Consider the following 18,082-nt stretch of genomic DNA (forward strand, 5'->3'; position numbering starts at 1 on the left):
ACAGGAGTCTTCTACCGATGAAGAATCGCACGATGTCCTCGTTTTCGCCCCTTATGCTCGCCCTGGTCGGCGCCCTGGCGCTGGCCGGCTGCAAGAAGCAAGAGCAGGAGCAGACCACGTCGCCCGATCCCACCTCGTCCGCCCCCACCGAGCAGATGCCGGGTCCGGCCGCCGCCCCGGCGGAACAGCCTGCGCCAGCCGCTGCGGGCGCCAATGCGGTCAACGTCGCTGCAGTCGCGGTCGGCAACACGGCGGCGGCGGACAAGTCGGTCGCACCGCTGACCACGCTCAGCAGCAAGGACAAGATCATCGTGTCGGTGAAGACCGAGGGCTCGGCCACCAACGCCAATGTCGGTGCCAAGCTGCTGTTCCAGGACGGCCAGACCGCTGGCGAGCGCACCGAGACGCTCAATACCAGCGGTGCCGAGACCACCAACTTCGAGTTCACCAATCCCAAGGGCTGGCCGGCCGGCCAGTACAAGGCCGAGGTCACCGTGAACGGCCAGGCGGCGGGCACGCCGCAGACGTTCGAGGTGAAGTGATCCAGGGCTGAGCCCGGGTCACGGGTCGCACGCGCCGCCTCTCTCCCGGCGCGTGCGGCACGCTGGCGCAGCCGTGAGGCTGCGCCTTTTTTATGCGGCTTGATGACGCATAAAGCCGTTGCCGTAGATCGCGCGCCTTGTGGGAGGGACTTCAGTCCCGACGCGGACGGTCGATGGCGACGTTGTCCGGCTTGCACACAGAGCCCTTGTTCGTTTCGATCCACGCCCTTCGTAGGGCGCCATGGCCCATCGCACTGACGACGGCATGCGGGACGTGCAGGTCACTTCGCTCACTCGGGCGACAGGCATCCGCCTGCAATCACGAGGCATGAACCCCGCATACGGATTGCACCACCCCGCGCTTTGCCCGCAGCCGGCAGACACGCGACAATGGACGGCCGATGTCCGGCGGTTGACGGCATCGCGAAACCTACAAGAAAACATACGCCGCCGTACTGTCGGTGCTGCCTATTTCCCCCTGCCAGAGGTCATCCGTCGCGTCATGTCGAATACGCCCAAGATCCTGTACACGCTCACCGATGAAGCCCCGTACCTGGCGACGCAGTCGCTGCTGCCGATCGTCGCCGCGTTCGCCGGCACCGCCGGCATCGCCGTGGAGACCCGCGACATTTCGCTGGCCGGCCGCCTGATTTCGCAGTTCCCCGAATACCTGCGCGACGACCAGCGCATCGCCGACGACCTGGCCGAGCTGGGCCAGTTGGCGACCACGCCGGAAGCCAACATCATCAAGCTGCCCAACATCAGCGCCTCGGTGCCGCAGCTCAAGGCCGCGATCAAGGAACTGCAGCAGCAGGGTTATGCGCTGCCGGACTACGTGGACGAGCCGAAGGACGAGAAGGAGAAGGAGGCCAAGGCGCGCTACGACAAGGTCAAGGGCAGCGCGGTCAATCCGGTGCTGCGCGAGGGCAATTCCGATCGCCGCGCGCCGGCCTCGGTGAAGAACTACGCACGCAAGCACCCGCACCGCATGGGCGCATGGAGCGCCGAGTCCAAGTCGCACGTGGCGCACATGGACGCCGGCGATTTCTACGGCAGCGAGCGTTCGGCGCTGATCGAACAGGCCGGCAGCGTCAAGATCGAACTGGTCGGCAAGGACGGCACGGTGTCAGTGTTGAAGGAAAAGACCGCGGTGCAGGCCGGCGAGCTGATCGATGCGGCGGTGATGAGCAAGCGCGCGCTGGCCGCCTTCGTGCAGGCGCAGATCGCCGATGCCAAACAGCAGGGCGTGCTGTTCTCGCTGCACCTGAAGGCGACGATGATGAAGGTCTCCGACCCCATCATGTTCGGCGTGGTGGTCGAGGCGTTCTACCGTGACGTGCTGGACAAGCACGCCGCCACGCTCAAGCAGGTGGGCTTCGACGCCAACAACGGCATCGGCGACCTGTACGCGCGCATCGCCAGCCTGCCCGAAGCGCAGCGCACTGCGATCGAGGCCGACCTGCAGGCGCTGTACGCGCAGCGTCCGGGCCTGGCGATGGTCAACTCGGACAAGGGCATCACCAACCTGCACGTGCCCAGCGACGTGATCGTCGATGCGTCGATGCCGGCGATGATCCGCGACTCCGGCAAGATGTGGAACGCCGAAGGCAAGCTGCAGGACACCAAGGCGGTGATCCCGGACCGCTGCTACGCCGGCGTGTACCAGGCGGTGATCGAGGACTGCAAGCTGCACGGCGCGTTCGACCCGGCGACCATGGGCAGCGTGCCCAACGTCGGCCTGATGGCGCAGAAGGCCGAGGAATACGGTTCGCACGACAAGACCTTCCAGATTCCGGCCGACGGCACGGTGCGCGTCACCGATGCTGGCGGCGCGGTGCTGCTGGAGCATGCGGTGGAAGCCGGCGACATCTGGCGCATGTGCCAGACCAAGGACGCGCCGATCCAGGACTGGGTCAAGCTGGCAGTCGAGCGCGCGCGTCTGAGCGCCGCCCCGGCAGTGTTCTGGCTGGATCCGCAGCGCGCCCACGATGCGCTGATGATCCAGAAGGTGGAGCGCTACCTGCAGGATCACGACCTCACTGGCCTGGACATCCGCATCCTGCCGCCGGTGGAAGCCACCGCGTTCTCGCTGCAGCGCATCCGCAAGGGCGAGGACACCATCTCGGTCACCGGCAACGTGCTGCGCGACTACCTCACCGACCTGTTCCCGATCATGGAGCTGGGCACCAGCGCCAAGATGCTGTCGATCGTGCCGCTGATGGCCGGCGGCGGCCTGTTCGAGACCGGCGCCGGCGGCTCGGCGCCCAAGCACGTGCAGCAGTTCGTCGAAGAGAACTACCTGCGCTGGGATTCGCTGGGCGAGTTCCTGGCCCTGGCGGCGTCGCTGGAGCATCTGGGCCAGCGCCACCATGACGCCGCCATCGGCGTGCTGGCGCGCACCCTGGACCAGGCCAACGGCCAGTTCCTGGACAACGACAAGTCGCCCTCGCGCAAGGTCGGCGGGCTGGACAACCGCGGCAGCCACTTCTACCTCGCCATGTACTGGGCGCAGGCGCTGGCCGCGCAGGACGAGGACGCCGCGCTGAAGGCGCGCTTCGCGCCGCTGGCCAAGCAGCTGACCGAGCAGGAAGCGGCCATCGTCGCCGAGCTCAACGGCGTGCAGGGCCAGCCGGTCGACATCCAGGGCTACTACCGCCCGAACCTGGACCTGGTCAGCAAGGCGATGCGGCCGAGCAAGACCCTCAACGACGCCCTGGCGACGTTGAACGCCTGATCGCCCGAACTGGATGTGACGCAAGGGCCGCCCCTCGGGGCGGCCCTTTGCGTTTCCGCCACAGGAAGCGTCCGGTAGGAGCGGCTTCAGCCGCGACAGGCCTTACCGGGAACGCCCTGTCGCGGCTGAAGCCGCTCCTACGGCCGACCTGCGTTCGGCTCGATCCTGGCGAAGCAGGCCGCTGGATGTGCCCACGAGGCGGCGCGTGGCAGGGTGCCCGACGCCCGCGTGACGCCACCACCTGGGTACACTGCAGGCATGCCCTCCACGCCGCTGCCGCTGCCGTCCGAACGCCGTGCCCTGGTCATCGGCCGCATCGTCTTCGAAGCGTTCGAGGACTACCACGCGCGCTTCGCGCAGATCTCGTCGCGTGCGCGCCAGCGCTTCGAGGCGCGCGACTGGAGCGCGGCGCGCGAGGATGCGATCGAACGCATCGCCCTTTACGACCAGTGCATCGCCGAATGCATGCTGCGCCTGCGCGCGGTGTTGCTGGGCCAGGCGCACGACCGCGCGCTGTGGATCCGCGCACGCGACCACTACGCCGAGCTGATCGCCGCACTGATCGACCAGGAGCTGTACAAGACCTTCTACAACACCCTGACCCGGCGCTTCTTCCGGACCCAGGGCGTGGACGCGCAGATCGAGTTCGTGGCGCTGGACATCGAGCCCACCGACGCCATCACCCACCCGGTGGCGCGGCACAACTACGTGGTGTCCGAGGCGCGGCCGGTGGACGCGTTCGTGCGCGTACTCGGCGACTACCGCTTCGACGTGCCGTACGCGCACCGCACGCGCTGCGCCGCAGCGATCGCGGTGCGGCTGCAGGACGACCTCGCCCACTGGGGCGAGAACCCGGTACGCGGCATCGAACTGCTGGAGACGGTGTTCTATCGCGAGCGCCGTGCCTACCTGATCGGCCGCGTGTTCGGCGAGCACCGCTTCTCACCGTGCGTGATCGCCCTGGTCAACGACGAACAGGGCCTGCGCGCCGAAGCGGTGCTGACCAAGCGCAACGACGTGGCGCAGCTGTTCGGCATCTCGCGCAGCTATTTCCAGGCCGACCTGTCGACTGTCGGCGACGCAGTGGTGTTCCTGCGCAGCTTGCTGCCGCACAAGCCGATCGACGAGCTGTACACCATGCTCGGCCGCGCCAAGCAGGGCAAGACCGAGCGCTTCCGCACCTTCTTCCGCCACTTCCAGGCGCATCCCAACGAACAGCTGGTGCATGCCGAGGGCACGCCGGGCATGGTCATGGCGGTGTTCACTCTGCCCAGCTACCCGCTGGTGTTCAAGCTGATCCGCGACCGCTTCGCCTATCCGAAGACGATGAGCCGCGAGGAAGTGGAGGAGAAGTACGCGCTGGTGTTCAACCTCGATCGCGTCGGCCGCCTGCTCGATGCCCAGCCGTACCGCTCGCTGCGCTTCCCGCGCGCACGCTTCGCGCCGGCGCTGCTGAAAGAGTTGATGGAGGGCTGCGCGCGCAGCCTGCGCGAGGACGGCGACGACCTGATCGTCGAGCTGTGCTACGTGCAGCGGCGCCTGCGCCCGTTGAACCTGTACCTGCGCGAGCAGGGCGCCGAGGCCGCGCGCGAGGCCGCGCTCGACTACGCGCAGGCGATCAAGGACATGGCCCGCAACAACATCTTCCCCGGCGACATGCTGCTGAAGAACTTCGGCGTGTCGCGGCAGGGCCGGGCAGTGTTCTACGACTACGACGAACTGTGCCTGGTCACCGACTGCAACTTCCGCGACTGGCCGCAGCCGCGCAACGAGGAGGAGGCAATGTCCGCCGAACCCTGGTTCCACGTCGCCCCGCGCGACGTGTTCCCGGAGCGCTTCGCGATGTTCATGGGCCTGCCTGCCGCTTCGCTGGAGGCGGTGCGCCATGCCCATGGCGAATTGTTCGATCCGCAATGGTGGCGCGATCTGCAGGCGCGGCTGCGCGAGGACGACTATCCGGACGCGCCGCCTTACCCGGATGCGCTGCGCCTGGCCTGAGTTGCCGGCGGGCCGCCAGTGCGTTGTAATCGGCGCCTCATCTCAGGCAAAGGAATGCGCGATGCACCGTCGATCCCTCCGTTCGTGGTGGCGCTGGAGCGCCGTGCTGTCGCTGCTGCTGGCATTGACTGCCGTCGCCGCCGACGGAGTCGGGCCTGGCGCGGTGCGCAAGCAGATCGAGAGCAGCATGCTGGTGAGCGGCACCATCGACATCGAGCCCAGCGGCGCGGTGTCGGCGCTGGCGCTGGACCAGCAGGAGCGCCTGCCCGAGGGCGTGGTTGGCCTCGTCCGCAACAGCGTGATGCAGTGGAAGTTCGAGCCGGGCATGCGCGATGGCAAGCCGGTGCCGGCGCGCGCGCCGATGACCCTGCGCCTGGTCGCCAAACGCCTGCAGGGCGATGACTATCAGATCGAGATCCGCAGTGCCGACTTCACCCGCTACGATCCGAGCGAACACAGCGTGGTGACCGCGATTCAGATGAAGCCGCCGGCCTATCCGCAAGCGGCCTACAGCGTCGGTGCCGCGGGCTCGGCGTATCTGGTGCTCAAGGTGGGCCGCGATGGCCGCGTGGCCGATGCCGTTGTCGAGCAGGTCAATTTGCGCGTGGTGGCGTCCGAGCAACAGATGCAGCAACTGCGCGAGGTGTTGGGCAAGAGCGCGCTCGGCGCGGCGCGCAAGTGGACCTTCCGCCCGCCGAGCGAAGGCAAGCACGTGGATGCGCCGTACTGGAACGTGCGCGTGCCAGTCGATTACGCGCTGCTCGACCAGCCCCGCCAGGGTGCGCCGTCGGCTTACGGCCGCTGGATGAGCTACGTGCCTGGCCCGCGCCAGCGCGCGCCATGGAGTGCCGAGGAGGATGCTGCCGGCTTCTCGCCGGACCTGCTGCCGGCCGGTGGCGTGTACATGGCCGGCAACGGCGGCCCGCGCCTGCTGACGCCGCTGCAGGGCAGTTGATCGGCGACGGTGTTCGCCCGGTCTTACAGGCCGGGCTGCCCCGTGTAGACCAGCCGCCGACGTTAGCGCGCCGCGCGGCGGTCGTCGTCGCGGCGTCGCGTCGAGGCGACCAGTACCGCCAGCAATAACGCGGCCAGCAGCAGCGACGCGCCGACCGTGCCCAGGTCCAGTCCGCCTTTGCCGGCTGGCTTGCTCAGCAGGTCGCCGAGAGTCGCGCCGAACGGGCGGGTCAGCACGAACGCCGCCCAGAACAGCGCCGTGCGCGAGATCCGGGTGAACGCATAGGCCAGGGCGATCGCCGCCAGCAACGCCGCGATCAGCAGCGCGCCGCCGGCGAAACCCAGCCCCGAGCTGTCGGCCAGGTAATCGCCCAGCGCGGTGCCCAGAGTGTTGGAGACCAGGATCGCCAGCCAGTAGAAGACCTCGGCACGGCCGCTGCCGATCCGCTCGACCGACAGGCTGCGTTCGCACAGCCACCAGGTCGCCAGTACCGCGACCAGCAGGCTGACCAGCAGCAGCGCGCCCTGCGCGTAGCCAAGGCCCAGGCTGCGGTCCATGTAGTCCGACAGCGTGGTGCCGGCGGTGCTGGTGGTCAGGATCACCCACCAGTACCGCCACGGCTGGAACCGCCGCGCGCGCAGCTGCGCCCATAGCGAAACCAGGAAGACCGCGAGCAGCAGTACGCTGCTCAACGCATAGCCGACATCCAGGGTCATCGACAGCAGATCGCCGCCGGTCTCGCCCAGGGTGGTGGCGCAGATCTTCATCACCCAGAAGCCGAGGGTCACCGGGGCGACCTTACTGACGGCGGCGTTGGCAGTGCTGGACATGGCGGCGGACGCGGCGGGGCGAATGCCGCCCATCTCACCCGCGCCCACGTCGAAAGACCGTCGGACCCACGCCAGTCAGCAGCTGGGCAGCGCCGCACCGCCGCCACAAACGCGAACGCCCCGCCGAAGCGGGGCGTTGCGGTCGAACCGGCGCAGGACTCAGCGCTTCATCGAACCGAAGAACTCGTCGTTGGACTTGGTGTTCTTCATCTTGTCCAGCAGGAATTCCATCGCCGCGATCTCGTCCATCGGATGCAGCAGCTTGCGCAGGATCCAGATCTTCTGCAGCAGTTCCGGCTCGATCAGCAGGTCCTCGCGGCGGGTGCCGGAGCGGTTGATGTCGATGGCCGGGTACACGCGCTTCTCGGCGATACGGCGGTTCAGGTGCACTTCGCTGTTGCCGGTGCCCTTGAACTCTTCGTAGATCACCTCGTCCATCTTGCTGCCGGTCTCGACCAGCGCGGTGGCGATGATGGTCAGCGAGCCGCCTTCCTCGACGTTGCGCGCCGCGCCGAAGAAGCGCTTCGGGCGGTGCAGGGCGTTGGCGTCGACACCGCCGCTGAGCACCTTGCCGGAGGACGGCACCACGTTGTTGTAGGCGCGGGCCAGGCGGGTGATCGAGTCGAGCAGGATCACCACGTCCTTCTTGTGTTCGACCAGGCGCTTGGCGCGCTCGATCACCATTTCGGCGACCTGCACGTGGCGCGCGGCCGGCTCGTCGAAGGTCGAGGAAATGACCTCGCCGCGCACGGTGCGCTGCATTTCCGTCACTTCTTCCGGGCGCTCGTCGATCAGCAGCACGATCAGGTGCACGTCCGGATGGTTGGTGGTGATCGCCGTGGCCACCTGCTGCATCAGCATGGTCTTACCGGCCTTGGGCGGGGACACGATCAGCGCGCGCTGACCCTTGCCCTGCGGCGCCATCAGGTCGAGGATGCGGCCGGAGATGTCTTCCGAGGAACCGTTGCCGCGCTCCAGGGTGAAGCGCTTGCGCGGGAACAGCGCGGTCAGGTTCTCGAACAGGACCTTGTTCTTGCTCGCTTCCAGCGGCTCGCCGTTGATGGTGTCGACGATCGACAGCGCGAAGTAGCGCTCGCCGTCCTTCGGGAAGCGGATGCGGCCGGACAGGTGGTCGCCGGTACGCAGGTTGAAGCGGCGGATCTGGCTGGGCGAGATGTAGGTATCGTCCGGGCCGGCCAGGTAGCTGGCCTCGGCCGCGCGCAGGAAGCCGAAGCCGTCCGGCAGGATTTCCAGCACGCCGTCGGCGGCGACGCCTTCGCCGTGGCGGGTCAGCACCTTCAGCAGGGCGAAGATCACGTCCTGCTTGCGCGCGCGGGCCACGCCGTCCTGGATGTTGAGCTGCTCGGCGATGTCCAGCAGCTTCTGCGCCGGCATCTTCTTCAGGTCGCTCAGCGAGTAGATCGGGAAGCCTTCCGGCACGCTGGCGTGCGGGCGCGGCACGAACGGCTCGTTGCCGCCGTTGTCGCTGGGCAGGCCGTTGTCCTGGAAGCGGTCGCCGCCGCGCTGGTTGCGGTCGCGGTCGCGGCGATTGCGGAAGCGATCGCGGCGGTTACCCTGCTGGTTGTTCTGGTTGTTCTGGTTCTGATTGTTGAAGCGGTTGTTGTTGCCGCCGTCGCGCGGCTCACGGCCTTCGCGTGGCTCGCCGCCTTCGGACGCCTGGCCGCCGCCGCCCTGATGGGCCGGCGCGTCGCCGCCGCCGTGGCTCTGGCCGCCGCTCGAGGCCGGGGCCGGGGCCGACTCCGTGGCCGCGGCGCGCGGCGCCTCGGTCTGGACGGGCGCAGGCGCGGGCGCGGGATTCAGCGGCAGGGTCGGCTGTGCCGGCGCGCCGTGCTCGGCGGCGCCTTCCGCGCCGCTCGCGGCCTTGCTGACGCGCGGCTTGCGCACGCGCTTCTCGGCGGGGGCGTCGGCGCTCCCGGGTTCGGACATGGTGTGATCGGACAAGTGGTGTTCCTCGCTAAGAGTGCGAGCGCCCAGCGTGGGGGCATACGGGGTTGGGAGGAGGTCTGGGAGAGAATCTTCCAGAGGGGGTGCGGTGTGCGAATGCCACCGGATGCATCGACACTATCACCGCCACGCAGGCACGGCAAGCAGGCGTTTGCGGGCGATTCAGCCGCCGGCGATGCAGCGCCGGCGGGACTGCCGCGGCGCCGCTCCGGTTGCGGGGCGGTGCCGGCAGCGGGCGTCAGGCGGCGCTGCCGCCCAGGGTCTTGTCGATCATCTGGGTCAGCTGGCCCTTGCCGACCGCGCCGATCTGGGTGGCCTGGATCTGGCCGTTCTTGAACAGCAGCAGCATCGGGATCGAGCGCACGTGGTACTTGATCGCGGTGGCGCGGTTCTCGTCCACGTTGACCTTGGCGACCTTGAGGCGGCCGTCGTAGGCGTCGGCGAGGTCGTCCAGCACCGGCGCGATCATCTTGCACGGGCCGCACCACTCGGCCCAGAAGTCCACCAGGACCGGCTCGTCGGACTGCAGCACCGTGGCTTCGAAATCGGCGTCGCCGACGTAAAGGACCTTGTCGCTCACTTTGGGGGTTCTCCTGGGCCAATGCGACTGGCCGGACCGGGTGGCCGCCGCATTGCGGTAAACTGGGGCATTGCGCGGCGATCTCAAGGGATTCCCCCTGTCGCGCGACCCGGCATGGAAGACGCCAGTGTGCGACGCTGCCGGGACCGATGCAAGCCGCGACCTTACGCTTCGGGCGGGGTGGCCTCACGAAGATGGAATGATGAGCGACAAACCGCTGACCGATGTGACTTTTTCCGCGTTCGACCTGCATCCTGCGCTGCTCGCAGGCCTCGAAAGCGCCGGCTTCACCCGCTGCACCCCGATCCAGGCGCTGACCCTGCCGGTGGCCCTTCCGGGCCGCGACGTGGCCGGCCAGGCCCAGACCGGCACCGGCAAGACCCTGGCGTTCCTGGTGGCGGTGATGAACCGCCTGCTCAGCCGCCCGGCGCTGGCCGACCGCAAGCCGGAGGATCCGCGCGCGCTGATCCTGGCCCCGACCCGCGAACTGGCGATCCAGATCCACAAGGACGCGGTGAAGTTCGGCTCCGAGCTGGGCCTGCGCTTCGCCCTGGTCTACGGCGGCGTGGACTACGACAAGCAGCGCGAACTGCTGCAGCAGGGCGTGGACGTGATCATCGCCACCCCCGGCCGCCTGATCGACTACGTCAAGCAGCACAAGGTGGTGTCGCTGCACGCCTGCGAGATCTGCGTGCTCGACGAAGCCGACCGCATGTTCGACCTGGGCTTCATCAAGGACATCCGCTTCCTGCTGCGGCGCATGCCCGAGCGCGGCACCCGCCAGACCCTGCTGTTCTCGGCGACCCTCAGCCACCGCGTGCTGGAGCTGGCCTACGAGCACATGAACGAGCCGGAAAAGCTCGTGGTCGAGACCGAGAGCATCACCGCCGCACGCGTACGCCAGCGCATCTACTTCCCCTCCGACGAGGAGAAGCTGACCCTGCTGCTGGGCCTGCTGTCGCGCAGCGAGGGCGCGCGCACCATGGTGTTCGTCAACACCAAGGCCTTCGTCGAGCGCGTGGCGCGTTCGCTGGAGCGCAATGGCTACCGGGTCGGCGTGCTGTCCGGCGACGTGCCGCAGAAGAAGCGCGAGACCCTGCTCAACCGCTTCCAGAAGGGCCAGCTGGAGATCCTGGTGGCCACCGACGTGGCCGCGCGCGGCCTGCACATCGACGGGGTCAAGTACGTCTACAACTACGACCTGCCGTTCGACGCCGAGGACTACGTGCACCGCATCGGCCGCACCGCGCGGCTGGGCGAGGAAGGCGACGCGATCAGTTTCGCCTGCGAGCGCTACGCGATGAGCCTGCCGGACATCGAGGCCTACATCGAGCAGAAGATCCCGGTCGAGCCGGTCACCGCCGAGCTGCTGGTGGCGCTGCCGCGCACCCCGCGCGCGCCGGTGGAGGGCGAGGCCGCCGAGGCCGAGGGTGACGAGAGCATCGGCGAGATCTTCCGCGAGGCCCGTGCCCAGCGCGAGGCCGACGAGCAGCGTCGCGGCGGCGGTCGCGGCAAGCCCGGCGGCGGCCGCAGCGGCCCGGGCGGCCGTGGCGAGTCGCGCAGCGCCGACGGCAAGCCGCGGCGCCCGCGCACGCCGCGTCCGGCCGATGCCACGGCTGCTGCGGCCGACGGCACTGCGCCGGCCGCCGCCGCGCCGGCGCCCGCGCCCAGGCCGCCGCGTGCCGCGCCGGCCGAGGGCGCTGCGCCTGCGGTCGAGGGCGAGCGTGCGCCGCGCAAGCGCCGTCGCCGTCGCGGCGGGCGTCCGCTGGAAGGCGCCGAGGGCGCACAGGTCGGCAACGGCAGCGCCGCCCCGGCGACCGCGGCCCCGGCCAAGCCGGTGCAGGTCGTGGCCACCCCGGTCAAGGCCGCGCGCCATGCCGAGCGTGGCGCGGCGGCGACCAACGATTCGTTCCTGACCCGCCTGGGCCGCAAGCTGCGTTCGCTGGTGTCCAGCTCCTGAGCCGGGCCATTCGTCCGCCGCGTGCGTCGCATGCGGTGGACGAACACCCCAGCCGCTCCGGCATAATCGCCGGATGAGCGTTCTGCGGTTCGACAATGTCAGCAAACAGTACGCCGGCGGCCACGCGGCGCTGGTGGACGTCAGCTTCGAGGTCGAGGAGGGCGAGATGCTGTTCGTCACCGGCCATTCCGGTGCCGGCAAGAGCACCCTGCTCAAGCTGATCCACCTGAGCGAGCGGCCCTCGCGCGGCGCCGTGCTGTTCGGCGAGCGCAACCTGCTGAAGGTGCGCGGCCGCCGCGTGCCGCTGCACCGGCGCGAGGTCGGCGTGGTCTACCAGGACCACCGTCTGCTCACCGACCGCAGCATCGCCGAGAACGTCGCGCTGCCACTGATCCTGCGCGGCACCCGTCGCGCCGAGATCGGCAAGCGCGTGCGCTCGGTGCTCGAGCGCATGGGCCTGGGCCATCGCGAGAAGGCATTGCCCTCGCAGCTGTCGGCCGGCGAGCAGCAGCGCGTCGGCATCGCCCGCGCGATGGTCGGCGAGCCGCGGCTGCTGGTCGCCGACGAGCCCACCGGCAACCTCGACCCGACCCTGGCCGCGGAAATCATGCAACTGTTCGCCGAACTGCCGGCGCGCGGCACCAGCGTGCTGGTGGTCAGCCACGATCTGGCCCTGCTCAAGCAGATGCGCAAGCGCGTGCTGATCCTGGATCACGGCCGCCTGATCGACGACATCTCGCCGCAGGACCTGGCCGAATGAGCGCGCGCAACGCCGGCGCCGCGGCGCCCTCGCGGCTGGGCGTGTGGTGGGACCACCACCTGCACAGCATCGTTTACAGCCTCGGTCGCGCCATGCGCAAGCCGTGGGCGACGCTGCTGACCATGGCGGTGATGGCGCTGGCGCTGACCCTGCCGCTGGGCCTGTCGATCGCCCTGGACAACCTCAAGCAGTTCGCCGGCAGCGTGCAGCAGTCGCGCGACATCAACGTGTTCCTGAAGACCGACGTCGACGCCGCCGCGGCGCAGGCGCTGGCGCAGACCCTCCGCGGCCGCGCCGACGTGGCCGCGGTAACGCTGCGCACGCCCGCCGAAGGCATGGCCGAGCTGCGCGACAGCGCTGGCCTGGGCGAAGCGCTGGATGCGCTGCAGGACAACCCGCTGCCGACGCTGCTGATCGTCACCCCGGCCGCGGCCGACGACACCCCGCTGGCGACGGCGCTGACCGCGCTGCCGCAGGCCGACCTGGTCCAGCACGACGCGCTGTGGCGCAAGCGCCTGGATGGCTGGCTGCATTTCGGCGAACGCCTGGTGCAGGTGCTGTCGCTGCTGCTCGGCGCCGGTGCGGTGCTGGTGGTCGGCAACACCGTGCGCCTGGACATCCAATCGCGACGCGAGGAGATCGGCGTGCTGCAGCTGCTCGGCGCCAGCGACGGTTTCATCCGCCGCCCGTTCCTGTACCTCGGCGCCTGGTACGGTTTCGGCGCCGGGGTGCTGGCGCTGGGCCTGCTCGCCGCCTCCGGCATGGCCCTGGGCCAGCCGCTGGCGGCGCTGGCCGACAGCTACGGCAGCCACTTCGTGCTGCACGGGCTGGACGCGCTGCATGCCGGCTTCGTGCTGCTCGGCACCCTGCTGCTGGGCTGGCTCGGCGCCTGGCCGGTGACCGGCCACTTCCTGCGCCAGACGCGGCCCACCGACACCTGAGGCGCACATGGCCGGGCACGAGCTCAAGCATCTGATCAGCGCCGCCCCCCGGGTGATGGTGGTCGATGGCTCGAAGCTGGTGCGCAAGCTGATCGCCGACGTGCTGCATCGTGAACTGCCCGACGTGACCGTGGTCGGCTGCGCCAGCATCGCCGAGGCGCGCGCCGCGCTGGAGGCCGGCCCGGTCGACCTGGTCACCACCTCGCTGGGGCTGCCCGACGGCGACGGCCTGACCCTGGCCCGCAGCGTGCGCGAAGCCGCCGGCCAGGCCTACGTGCCGGTGATCGTGGTCTCCGGCGACGCCCAACAGCACCTGGTCGAGCGCCGTTTCACCGAGTACGTCACCGACTACTTCGACAAGGCGCTCGGCCACGAGGCGCTGGCCACCTTCATCCGCGGCTACGTGCAGCCGCAGCCGGTGGCCGGCGCCACCGTGCTCTACGTCGAGGACAGCCGGGTGGTGGCCGAGGCGACCAAGCGCATGCTCGAGCGCCAGCAATTGCACGTGGTGCACGTGCTCAGCGCCGAGGACGCATTCGCGCTGCTCACCGCCGAGTCGCTGGGTCGCACCACCCGCCGCATCGACCTGGTGCTGACCGACGTCACCCTCAAGGGCGAACTCAACGGCCGCGACGTGGTCCAGCGCATCCGCGTCGACTTCGCCTACGGCAAGCGGCGCATGCCGGTGCTGGTGATGACCGGCGACAGCAATCCGCACACCCAGTCCGAGCTGCTGCGCGCCGGTGCCAACGACCTGGTGCAGAAGCCGATCGAAGAGCGCCTGCTGGTCACCAAGGTGCTGTTCCAGTTGCGCCTGGCCCGGCTCGACGAGATCGCCGTGACCTTTTGATTGATGTGATGTCCCGAGCCTGCAAGCGATGAGCAACAACGAAGACGAAAGCCGGATCCAGCTGGAGCCGTCGTGGAAGGCGCAGGTGGGCGACTGGCTGCTGCGCCCGGAGATGCGCGAACTGGCCACGTTCCTGCGCCAGCGCAAGGCCGCCGGCGCGCGCGTGTTCCCGCCGGGGCGGCAGATCTTCGCCGCCTTCGACGCCACCCCGTTCGAGCGGGTGGAGGTGGTGATCCTCGGCCAGGACCCGTACCACGGCTACGGCCAAGCGCACGGGCTGTGCTTCTCGGTGCTGCCGGGGGTGCCGGTGCCGCCGTCGCTGCTGAACATCTATAAAGAGATCGAGGACGACCTGGGCATCCGCCGGCCGGACCACGGCTGCCTGCTGCCGTGGGCGCAGCGCGGCGTGCTGCTGCTCAACGCGGTGCTGACGGTGGAGGAGGGCCGCGCCGGCGCACATCAGGGCAAGGGCTGGGAGGGCTTCACCGACCACGTCGTGGAGACCCTCAACCGCGAGCGCGAGGGCCTGGTGTTCCTGCTCTGGGGCAGCTATGCCCAGGCCAAGGGCAAGGTCATCGATACCCGCCGCCACCGCGTGCTGAAGGCGCCACACCCCTCGCCGCTGTCGGCGCACCGCGGCTTCCTCGGCTGCAAGCATTTCTCCGCGGCCAACGAGTACTTGAAGCGCCGGGGCGCCGCCCCCATCGACTGGAGTCTGCCGCCGCGCGCGGAGCTGGAAGCGGCCCTGCGCGGCGCCTGAACCCCGGTTGGACAGGGCGCGGCGTCCACCGGATGTGGACGCCGTTTTCGCGAACTGGATGGTAGTTTGGTGGTCAGAAGATGGAAGCCGCGATGCTTCCCGATTGTTTCAGTGGCTTGTGCTGCAGTGTCATTCCTGATTCATATGTTGCATAAACAGAACACAGGAACTTTTTACTGTACCCAGCAGTCCAATTAGTAGACTGCTAAGATGAGCCCTATGAGCCAGACTCTTACCTCCAACGCTTTGGTTGCCAACAACCTCCCGATTCCCAGTCCGCTCGGTTCGCTGGATGCCTACATCGGCGCCGTGCATCAGATCCCGGTGCTGACGTCCGACGAGGAACGCGCACTGGCGGTGCGGTACCGCGACCAGGAAGACCTGGATGCGGCCCGCGAACTGGTCCATTCCCACCTGCGTTTCGTGGTCCACGTTGCCCGTGGCTACAACGGCTACGGTCTGCCGCTGGGCGACCTGATCCAGGAAGGCAACATCGGCCTGATGAAGGCGGTCAAGCGCTTCGACCCTGACATGGGCGTGCGCCTGGTCAGCTTCGCGGTGCACTGGATCCGTGCCGAGATGCACGAGTACATCCTGAAGAACTGGCGCATCGTCAAGGTCGCCACGACCAAGGCGCAGCGCAAGCTGTTCTTCAACCTGCGCAAGTCCAAGACCCGCCTGGGCTGGATGAATGCGGCCGAGGTCACCGCGGTGGCCAAGGACCTCAACGTGTCCGAGCGCGAGGTGATGGAGATGGAGTCGCGCCTGTCCGGTCGCGACATCGGCTTCGACGCGCCGTCCGACGAGGACGACGACCACGCGCCGCCGTCGCCGGCCGCGTACCTGATGGCCAACGAGGAAGATCCCTCGCAGGCCTACGAACGCGCCGACAGCGAGGACAACCAGCTGCAGCTGTTGCGCGAAGGCTTGGCGGAACTGGATGCGCGTTCGCGCGACATCATCAAGCGCCGCTGGCTGGATGCCGACAGCAAGATCACCCTGCAGGAACTGGCCGATGAGTACGGCGTGTCGGCCGAGCGCATCCGCCAGATCGAGGCGAACGCGCTGAAGAAGATGAAGGCGCTGTTCGTCGCCTGAGTCGCCTGCGGCGATCGCTTGCAACGCGCGAAAGGGCCCGGCATTGCCGGGCCTTTTTCTGTTTGTTCCAGGGCTGGCTCGCGGATCGGCGACTGCGGGCGCGCCCGCGATCGGCTACGACTCCGGCGGCCGCGCCACCGGCAGGTGCCAGCCGTAGCGGATCGCCATGAAGCGCAGGCCGAAGCACAGCACCGCGCCCACTGCCAGGCCCCAGGGCTGCGGCAGGTGCAGCACCTGCGCTGCGGCGACCACGCCGCCGCCGAGCAGGGCCGCCACCGCGTACAGCTCGGCCTGCAGTACCACCGGCGTGCGCGCCACCAGCAGGTCGCGGACGATGCCGCCGCCGATGCCGCTGAGCATGCCCAGCAGGGTCGCGCTCAGCGGGCCCAGGCCGAACGCCAGCGCCTTGCTGGTGCCGTAGACCGCGAACAGCGCCAGGCCCATCGCATCGAAGATCTGCACCGGATTGCGCAGGCGCTCGACCGTGTGGTGGCGGTAGAAGGCCAGCAGCCCGGCCAGGCAGGCGACGCCGAGATAGCGCACGTCGGCCAGCGCTGCAGGCGGGGTGGCGCCGATCAGCACGTCGCGGGCGATGCCGCCGGAGACCGCGGCCGCGCACGACAGCACCAGCACGCCGAACAGGTCCAGGCGATGGCGCACGCCGACGGTGGCGCCGCTGATCGCGAACACGAAGGTGCCCAGGAGGTCGAGCAGGAACAGGAAGGTCGCCAAGACGGGCACTGCGCTGCAGCAAAAAGGCCGGCTAGGATCGCAGCCCGGCCCTGCAGTGTCACCTGTCCGTGGGGGGCGCGGCCTGTGCCTGCGTTGCCTCGGCTGCGGGTGGGTCGCCGAGGATGATGCGCGCAGCACGCTGGTAGCTCCAGTACGCCCAGGCCCAGTTGAGCAGCACCACCACGCGGTTGCGGAAGCCGATCAGGAAGAACACGTGCGCGGCCAGCCAGAACCACCAGGCCAGCACGCCGGAGAGCTGCAGCCGGCCCAGGTGCACGATCGCGGCCATGCGCCCGATGGTGGCCAGGTTGCCGTAGTCGGCGTAGCGGAACGGCACGCTGGCGGTGTCGCCGCGCAGCCGCCGGCGCAGGGTGTCGGCGACGTGCCGGCCCATCTGCTTGGCGGCCGGCGCCACGCCGGGAACCGGGCGGCCGTCGGCCTGCTGCACCGCGGCCAGGTCGCCGGCGACGAACAGTTCCGGATGGCCCGGCACGCTCAGGTCCGGCTGGACCTGCACGCGGCCGCTGCGATCCAGCGGCGTCTGCAGGGTCTTCGCCAGCGGCGAGGCGGCCACGCCGGCGGCCCAGACCACGGTGCGCGCCGGCACGAAGGTGCTGCCGAGGCGGTAGCCATGGGCGTCGATCTCGGCGACCGGCACGCCGGTCAGCACTTCCACGCCGAGCTTCTCCAACTGCTTCTGCGCCTTGGCCGAGAGGTGCTCGGGGAAGGAGGACAGCACCCGCGGGCCGGCCTCGATCAGCCGCACCCGCGCCTCGGCCGGGTCGATGCGGCGGAACTCGTGCTTGAGCGTGTGCCGGGCGATCTCGGCCAGGGTGCCGGCCAGCTCGACGCCGGTGGGGCCGCCGCCGACGATGGCGAAGCTCAGCCAGGCCGCGCGCGCGGCCGGATCGGTTTCCGCTTCGGCGCGCTCGAACGCCAACAGCAGGTGCCGGCGCAACTGCAGCGCGTCGTCCAGGGTCTTCAGGCCCGGCGCGTGTGCCGCCCACTCGTCGTGGCCGAAATAGGCGTGGGTGGCGCCGGTGGCGACCAGCAGGTAGTCGTAGTCCAGCGTCTGCCCATCGGCCAGGCGCACCTGTCGCGCCTGCTTGTCGATGTGGACCACTTCACCCAGGCGTACTTCGACGTTGTCCTGGTGGCGCAGGATCTGCCGCAGCGGCGCGGCGATGTCCGGTGCCGACAAGCCGGCGGTGGCGACCTGGTACAGCAGCGGCTGGAACAGATGATGGTTGCGGCGGTCGATCAGGGTGATGCGCAGCGGCGTCCTGGCCAGGGCGCGGGTGGCCCACAAGCCGGCGAAGCCGCCGCCGATCACGATCAGGTGCGGCACGCGTGTGTTGTCCATGCAGGACTCCAGGA

Annotated in this window: 15 protein-coding genes; 10 read left to right on the top strand and 5 right to left on the bottom strand. The window is 69.2% G+C overall.

Annotation, left to right across the window (positions count from 1 at the left end; genetic code table 11):
* Nucleotides 1-17: 17 nt before the first annotated feature.
* The 4 genes from AC1PK7_RS03170 (at nucleotide 18) to AC1PK7_RS03185 (ending at nucleotide 6,229) form a co-directional block, all read left to right on the top strand.
* Nucleotides 18-542 (top strand): hypothetical protein, encoded by a 525-nt coding sequence (locus tag AC1PK7_RS03170; protein WP_481099850.1) that lies wholly within the window; start codon nucleotides 18-20, stop codon nucleotides 540-542.
* A gap of 502 nt (nucleotides 543-1,044) precedes the next feature.
* A complete protein-coding gene (locus tag AC1PK7_RS03175; RefSeq protein ID WP_481099851.1) occupies nucleotides 1,045-3,276 on the top strand; it encodes an NADP-dependent isocitrate dehydrogenase in 2,232 nt (743 codons plus the stop codon).
* 258 nt (nucleotides 3,277-3,534) lie between these two features.
* Nucleotides 3,535-5,274, top strand: coding sequence for a bifunctional isocitrate dehydrogenase kinase/phosphatase (aceK, locus tag AC1PK7_RS03180; protein ID WP_481099852.1), 1,740 nt, complete (start codon nucleotides 3,535-3,537; stop codon nucleotides 5,272-5,274).
* Between the two features lie 61 nt (nucleotides 5,275-5,335).
* Nucleotides 5,336-6,229 (top strand): energy transducer TonB, encoded by an 894-nt coding sequence (locus AC1PK7_RS03185; protein ID WP_481099853.1) that lies wholly within the window; start codon nucleotides 5,336-5,338, stop codon nucleotides 6,227-6,229.
* 62 nt (nucleotides 6,230-6,291) lie between these two features.
* Here the strand turns inward: AC1PK7_RS03185 and AC1PK7_RS03190 are convergent, their stop codons facing one another.
* The 3 genes from AC1PK7_RS03190 to trxA form a co-directional block, all read right to left on the bottom strand.
* On the bottom strand, nucleotides 6,292-7,092 hold the full coding sequence (locus AC1PK7_RS03190; RefSeq protein WP_481099854.1) for a COG4705 family protein: 801 nt from the start codon (nucleotides 7,090-7,092) through the stop codon (nucleotides 6,292-6,294).
* Between the two features lie 126 nt (nucleotides 7,093-7,218).
* Nucleotides 7,219-9,021 (bottom strand): transcription termination factor Rho, encoded by a 1,803-nt coding sequence (rho, locus tag AC1PK7_RS03195; protein ID WP_420008871.1) that lies wholly within the window; start codon nucleotides 9,019-9,021, stop codon nucleotides 7,219-7,221.
* Nucleotides 9,022-9,262: 241 nt separating this feature from the next.
* Nucleotides 9,263-9,604, bottom strand: coding sequence for a thioredoxin TrxA (trxA, locus tag AC1PK7_RS03200; RefSeq protein ID WP_420008872.1), 342 nt, complete (start codon nucleotides 9,602-9,604; stop codon nucleotides 9,263-9,265).
* Nucleotides 9,605-9,806: 202 nt separating this feature from the next.
* On the opposite strand from trxA, the gene rhlB reads away from it, so the two are divergent.
* From rhlB to rpoH, 6 genes are all read left to right on the top strand, one after another.
* On the top strand, nucleotides 9,807-11,564 hold the full coding sequence (gene rhlB / locus AC1PK7_RS03205; protein ID WP_481099855.1) for an ATP-dependent RNA helicase RhlB: 1,758 nt from the start codon (nucleotides 9,807-9,809) through the stop codon (nucleotides 11,562-11,564).
* 73 nt (nucleotides 11,565-11,637) lie between these two features.
* Nucleotides 11,638-12,324, top strand: a complete 687-nt coding sequence (gene ftsE, locus AC1PK7_RS03210; RefSeq protein ID WP_160945586.1) for a cell division ATP-binding protein FtsE — start codon at nucleotides 11,638-11,640, stop codon at nucleotides 12,322-12,324.
* Nucleotides 12,321-13,265 (top strand): permease-like cell division protein FtsX, encoded by a 945-nt coding sequence (gene ftsX, locus AC1PK7_RS03215; RefSeq protein WP_481099856.1) that lies wholly within the window; start codon nucleotides 12,321-12,323, stop codon nucleotides 13,263-13,265. The genes ftsE and ftsX overlap by 4 nt, the downstream gene beginning before the upstream one ends.
* Before the next feature lie 7 nt (nucleotides 13,266-13,272).
* On the top strand, nucleotides 13,273-14,115 hold the full coding sequence (locus AC1PK7_RS03220; protein WP_017909425.1) for a response regulator: 843 nt from the start codon (nucleotides 13,273-13,275) through the stop codon (nucleotides 14,113-14,115).
* A 28-nt stretch (nucleotides 14,116-14,143) separates the two neighbouring features.
* On the top strand, nucleotides 14,144-14,875 hold the full coding sequence (ung, locus tag AC1PK7_RS03225; RefSeq protein ID WP_481099857.1) for a uracil-DNA glycosylase: 732 nt from the start codon (nucleotides 14,144-14,146) through the stop codon (nucleotides 14,873-14,875).
* Nucleotides 14,876-15,094: 219 nt separating this feature from the next.
* Nucleotides 15,095-15,973, top strand: a complete 879-nt coding sequence (rpoH, locus tag AC1PK7_RS03230; RefSeq protein ID WP_029562116.1) for an RNA polymerase sigma factor RpoH — start codon at nucleotides 15,095-15,097, stop codon at nucleotides 15,971-15,973.
* Between the two features lie 114 nt (nucleotides 15,974-16,087).
* Here rpoH and AC1PK7_RS03235 read toward each other — a convergent pair whose 3' ends face one another.
* Together AC1PK7_RS03235 and AC1PK7_RS03240 are read right to left on the bottom strand one after the other, a co-directional pair.
* On the bottom strand, nucleotides 16,088-16,705 hold the full coding sequence (locus AC1PK7_RS03235; RefSeq protein WP_019801572.1) for a trimeric intracellular cation channel family protein: 618 nt from the start codon (nucleotides 16,703-16,705) through the stop codon (nucleotides 16,088-16,090).
* A 58-nt stretch (nucleotides 16,706-16,763) separates the two neighbouring features.
* Nucleotides 16,764-18,068, bottom strand: a complete 1,305-nt coding sequence (locus AC1PK7_RS03240) for an NAD(P)/FAD-dependent oxidoreductase (RefSeq protein WP_481099858.1) — start codon at nucleotides 18,066-18,068, stop codon at nucleotides 16,764-16,766.
* Nucleotides 18,069-18,082 lie beyond the last annotated feature (14 nt).

It is taken from the genome of Xanthomonas sp. NCPPB 3174 (assembly GCF_056725205.1).

Bases quoted from the DNA above. Each gene is read 5' to 3' on its own strand.
- AC1PK7_RS03170 (WP_481099850.1), top strand. From the start codon at position 18: ATGAAGAATCGCACGATGTCCTCGTTTTCGCCCCTTATGCTCGCCCTG.
- AC1PK7_RS03175 (WP_481099851.1), top strand. From the start codon at position 1,045: ATGTCGAATACGCCCAAGATCCTGTACACGCTCACCGATGAAGCCCCG.
- aceK (WP_481099852.1), top strand. From the start codon at position 3,535: ATGCCCTCCACGCCGCTGCCGCTGCCGTCCGAACGCCGTGCCCTGGTC.
- AC1PK7_RS03185 (WP_481099853.1), top strand. From the start codon at position 5,336: ATGCACCGTCGATCCCTCCGTTCGTGGTGGCGCTGGAGCGCCGTGCTG.
- AC1PK7_RS03190 (WP_481099854.1), bottom strand. From the start codon at position 7,092: ATGGGCGGCATTCGCCCCGCCGCGTCCGCCGCCATGTCCAGCACTGCC.
- rhlB (WP_481099855.1), top strand. From the start codon at position 9,807: ATGAGCGACAAACCGCTGACCGATGTGACTTTTTCCGCGTTCGACCTG.
- ftsE (WP_160945586.1), top strand. From the start codon at position 11,638: ATGAGCGTTCTGCGGTTCGACAATGTCAGCAAACAGTACGCCGGCGGC.
- ftsX (WP_481099856.1), top strand. From the start codon at position 12,321: ATGAGCGCGCGCAACGCCGGCGCCGCGGCGCCCTCGCGGCTGGGCGTG.
- AC1PK7_RS03220 (WP_017909425.1), top strand. From the start codon at position 13,273: ATGGCCGGGCACGAGCTCAAGCATCTGATCAGCGCCGCCCCCCGGGTG.
- ung (WP_481099857.1), top strand. From the start codon at position 14,144: ATGAGCAACAACGAAGACGAAAGCCGGATCCAGCTGGAGCCGTCGTGG.
- rpoH (WP_029562116.1), top strand. From the start codon at position 15,095: ATGAGCCAGACTCTTACCTCCAACGCTTTGGTTGCCAACAACCTCCCG.
- AC1PK7_RS03240 (WP_481099858.1), bottom strand. From the start codon at position 18,068: ATGGACAACACACGCGTGCCGCACCTGATCGTGATCGGCGGCGGCTTC.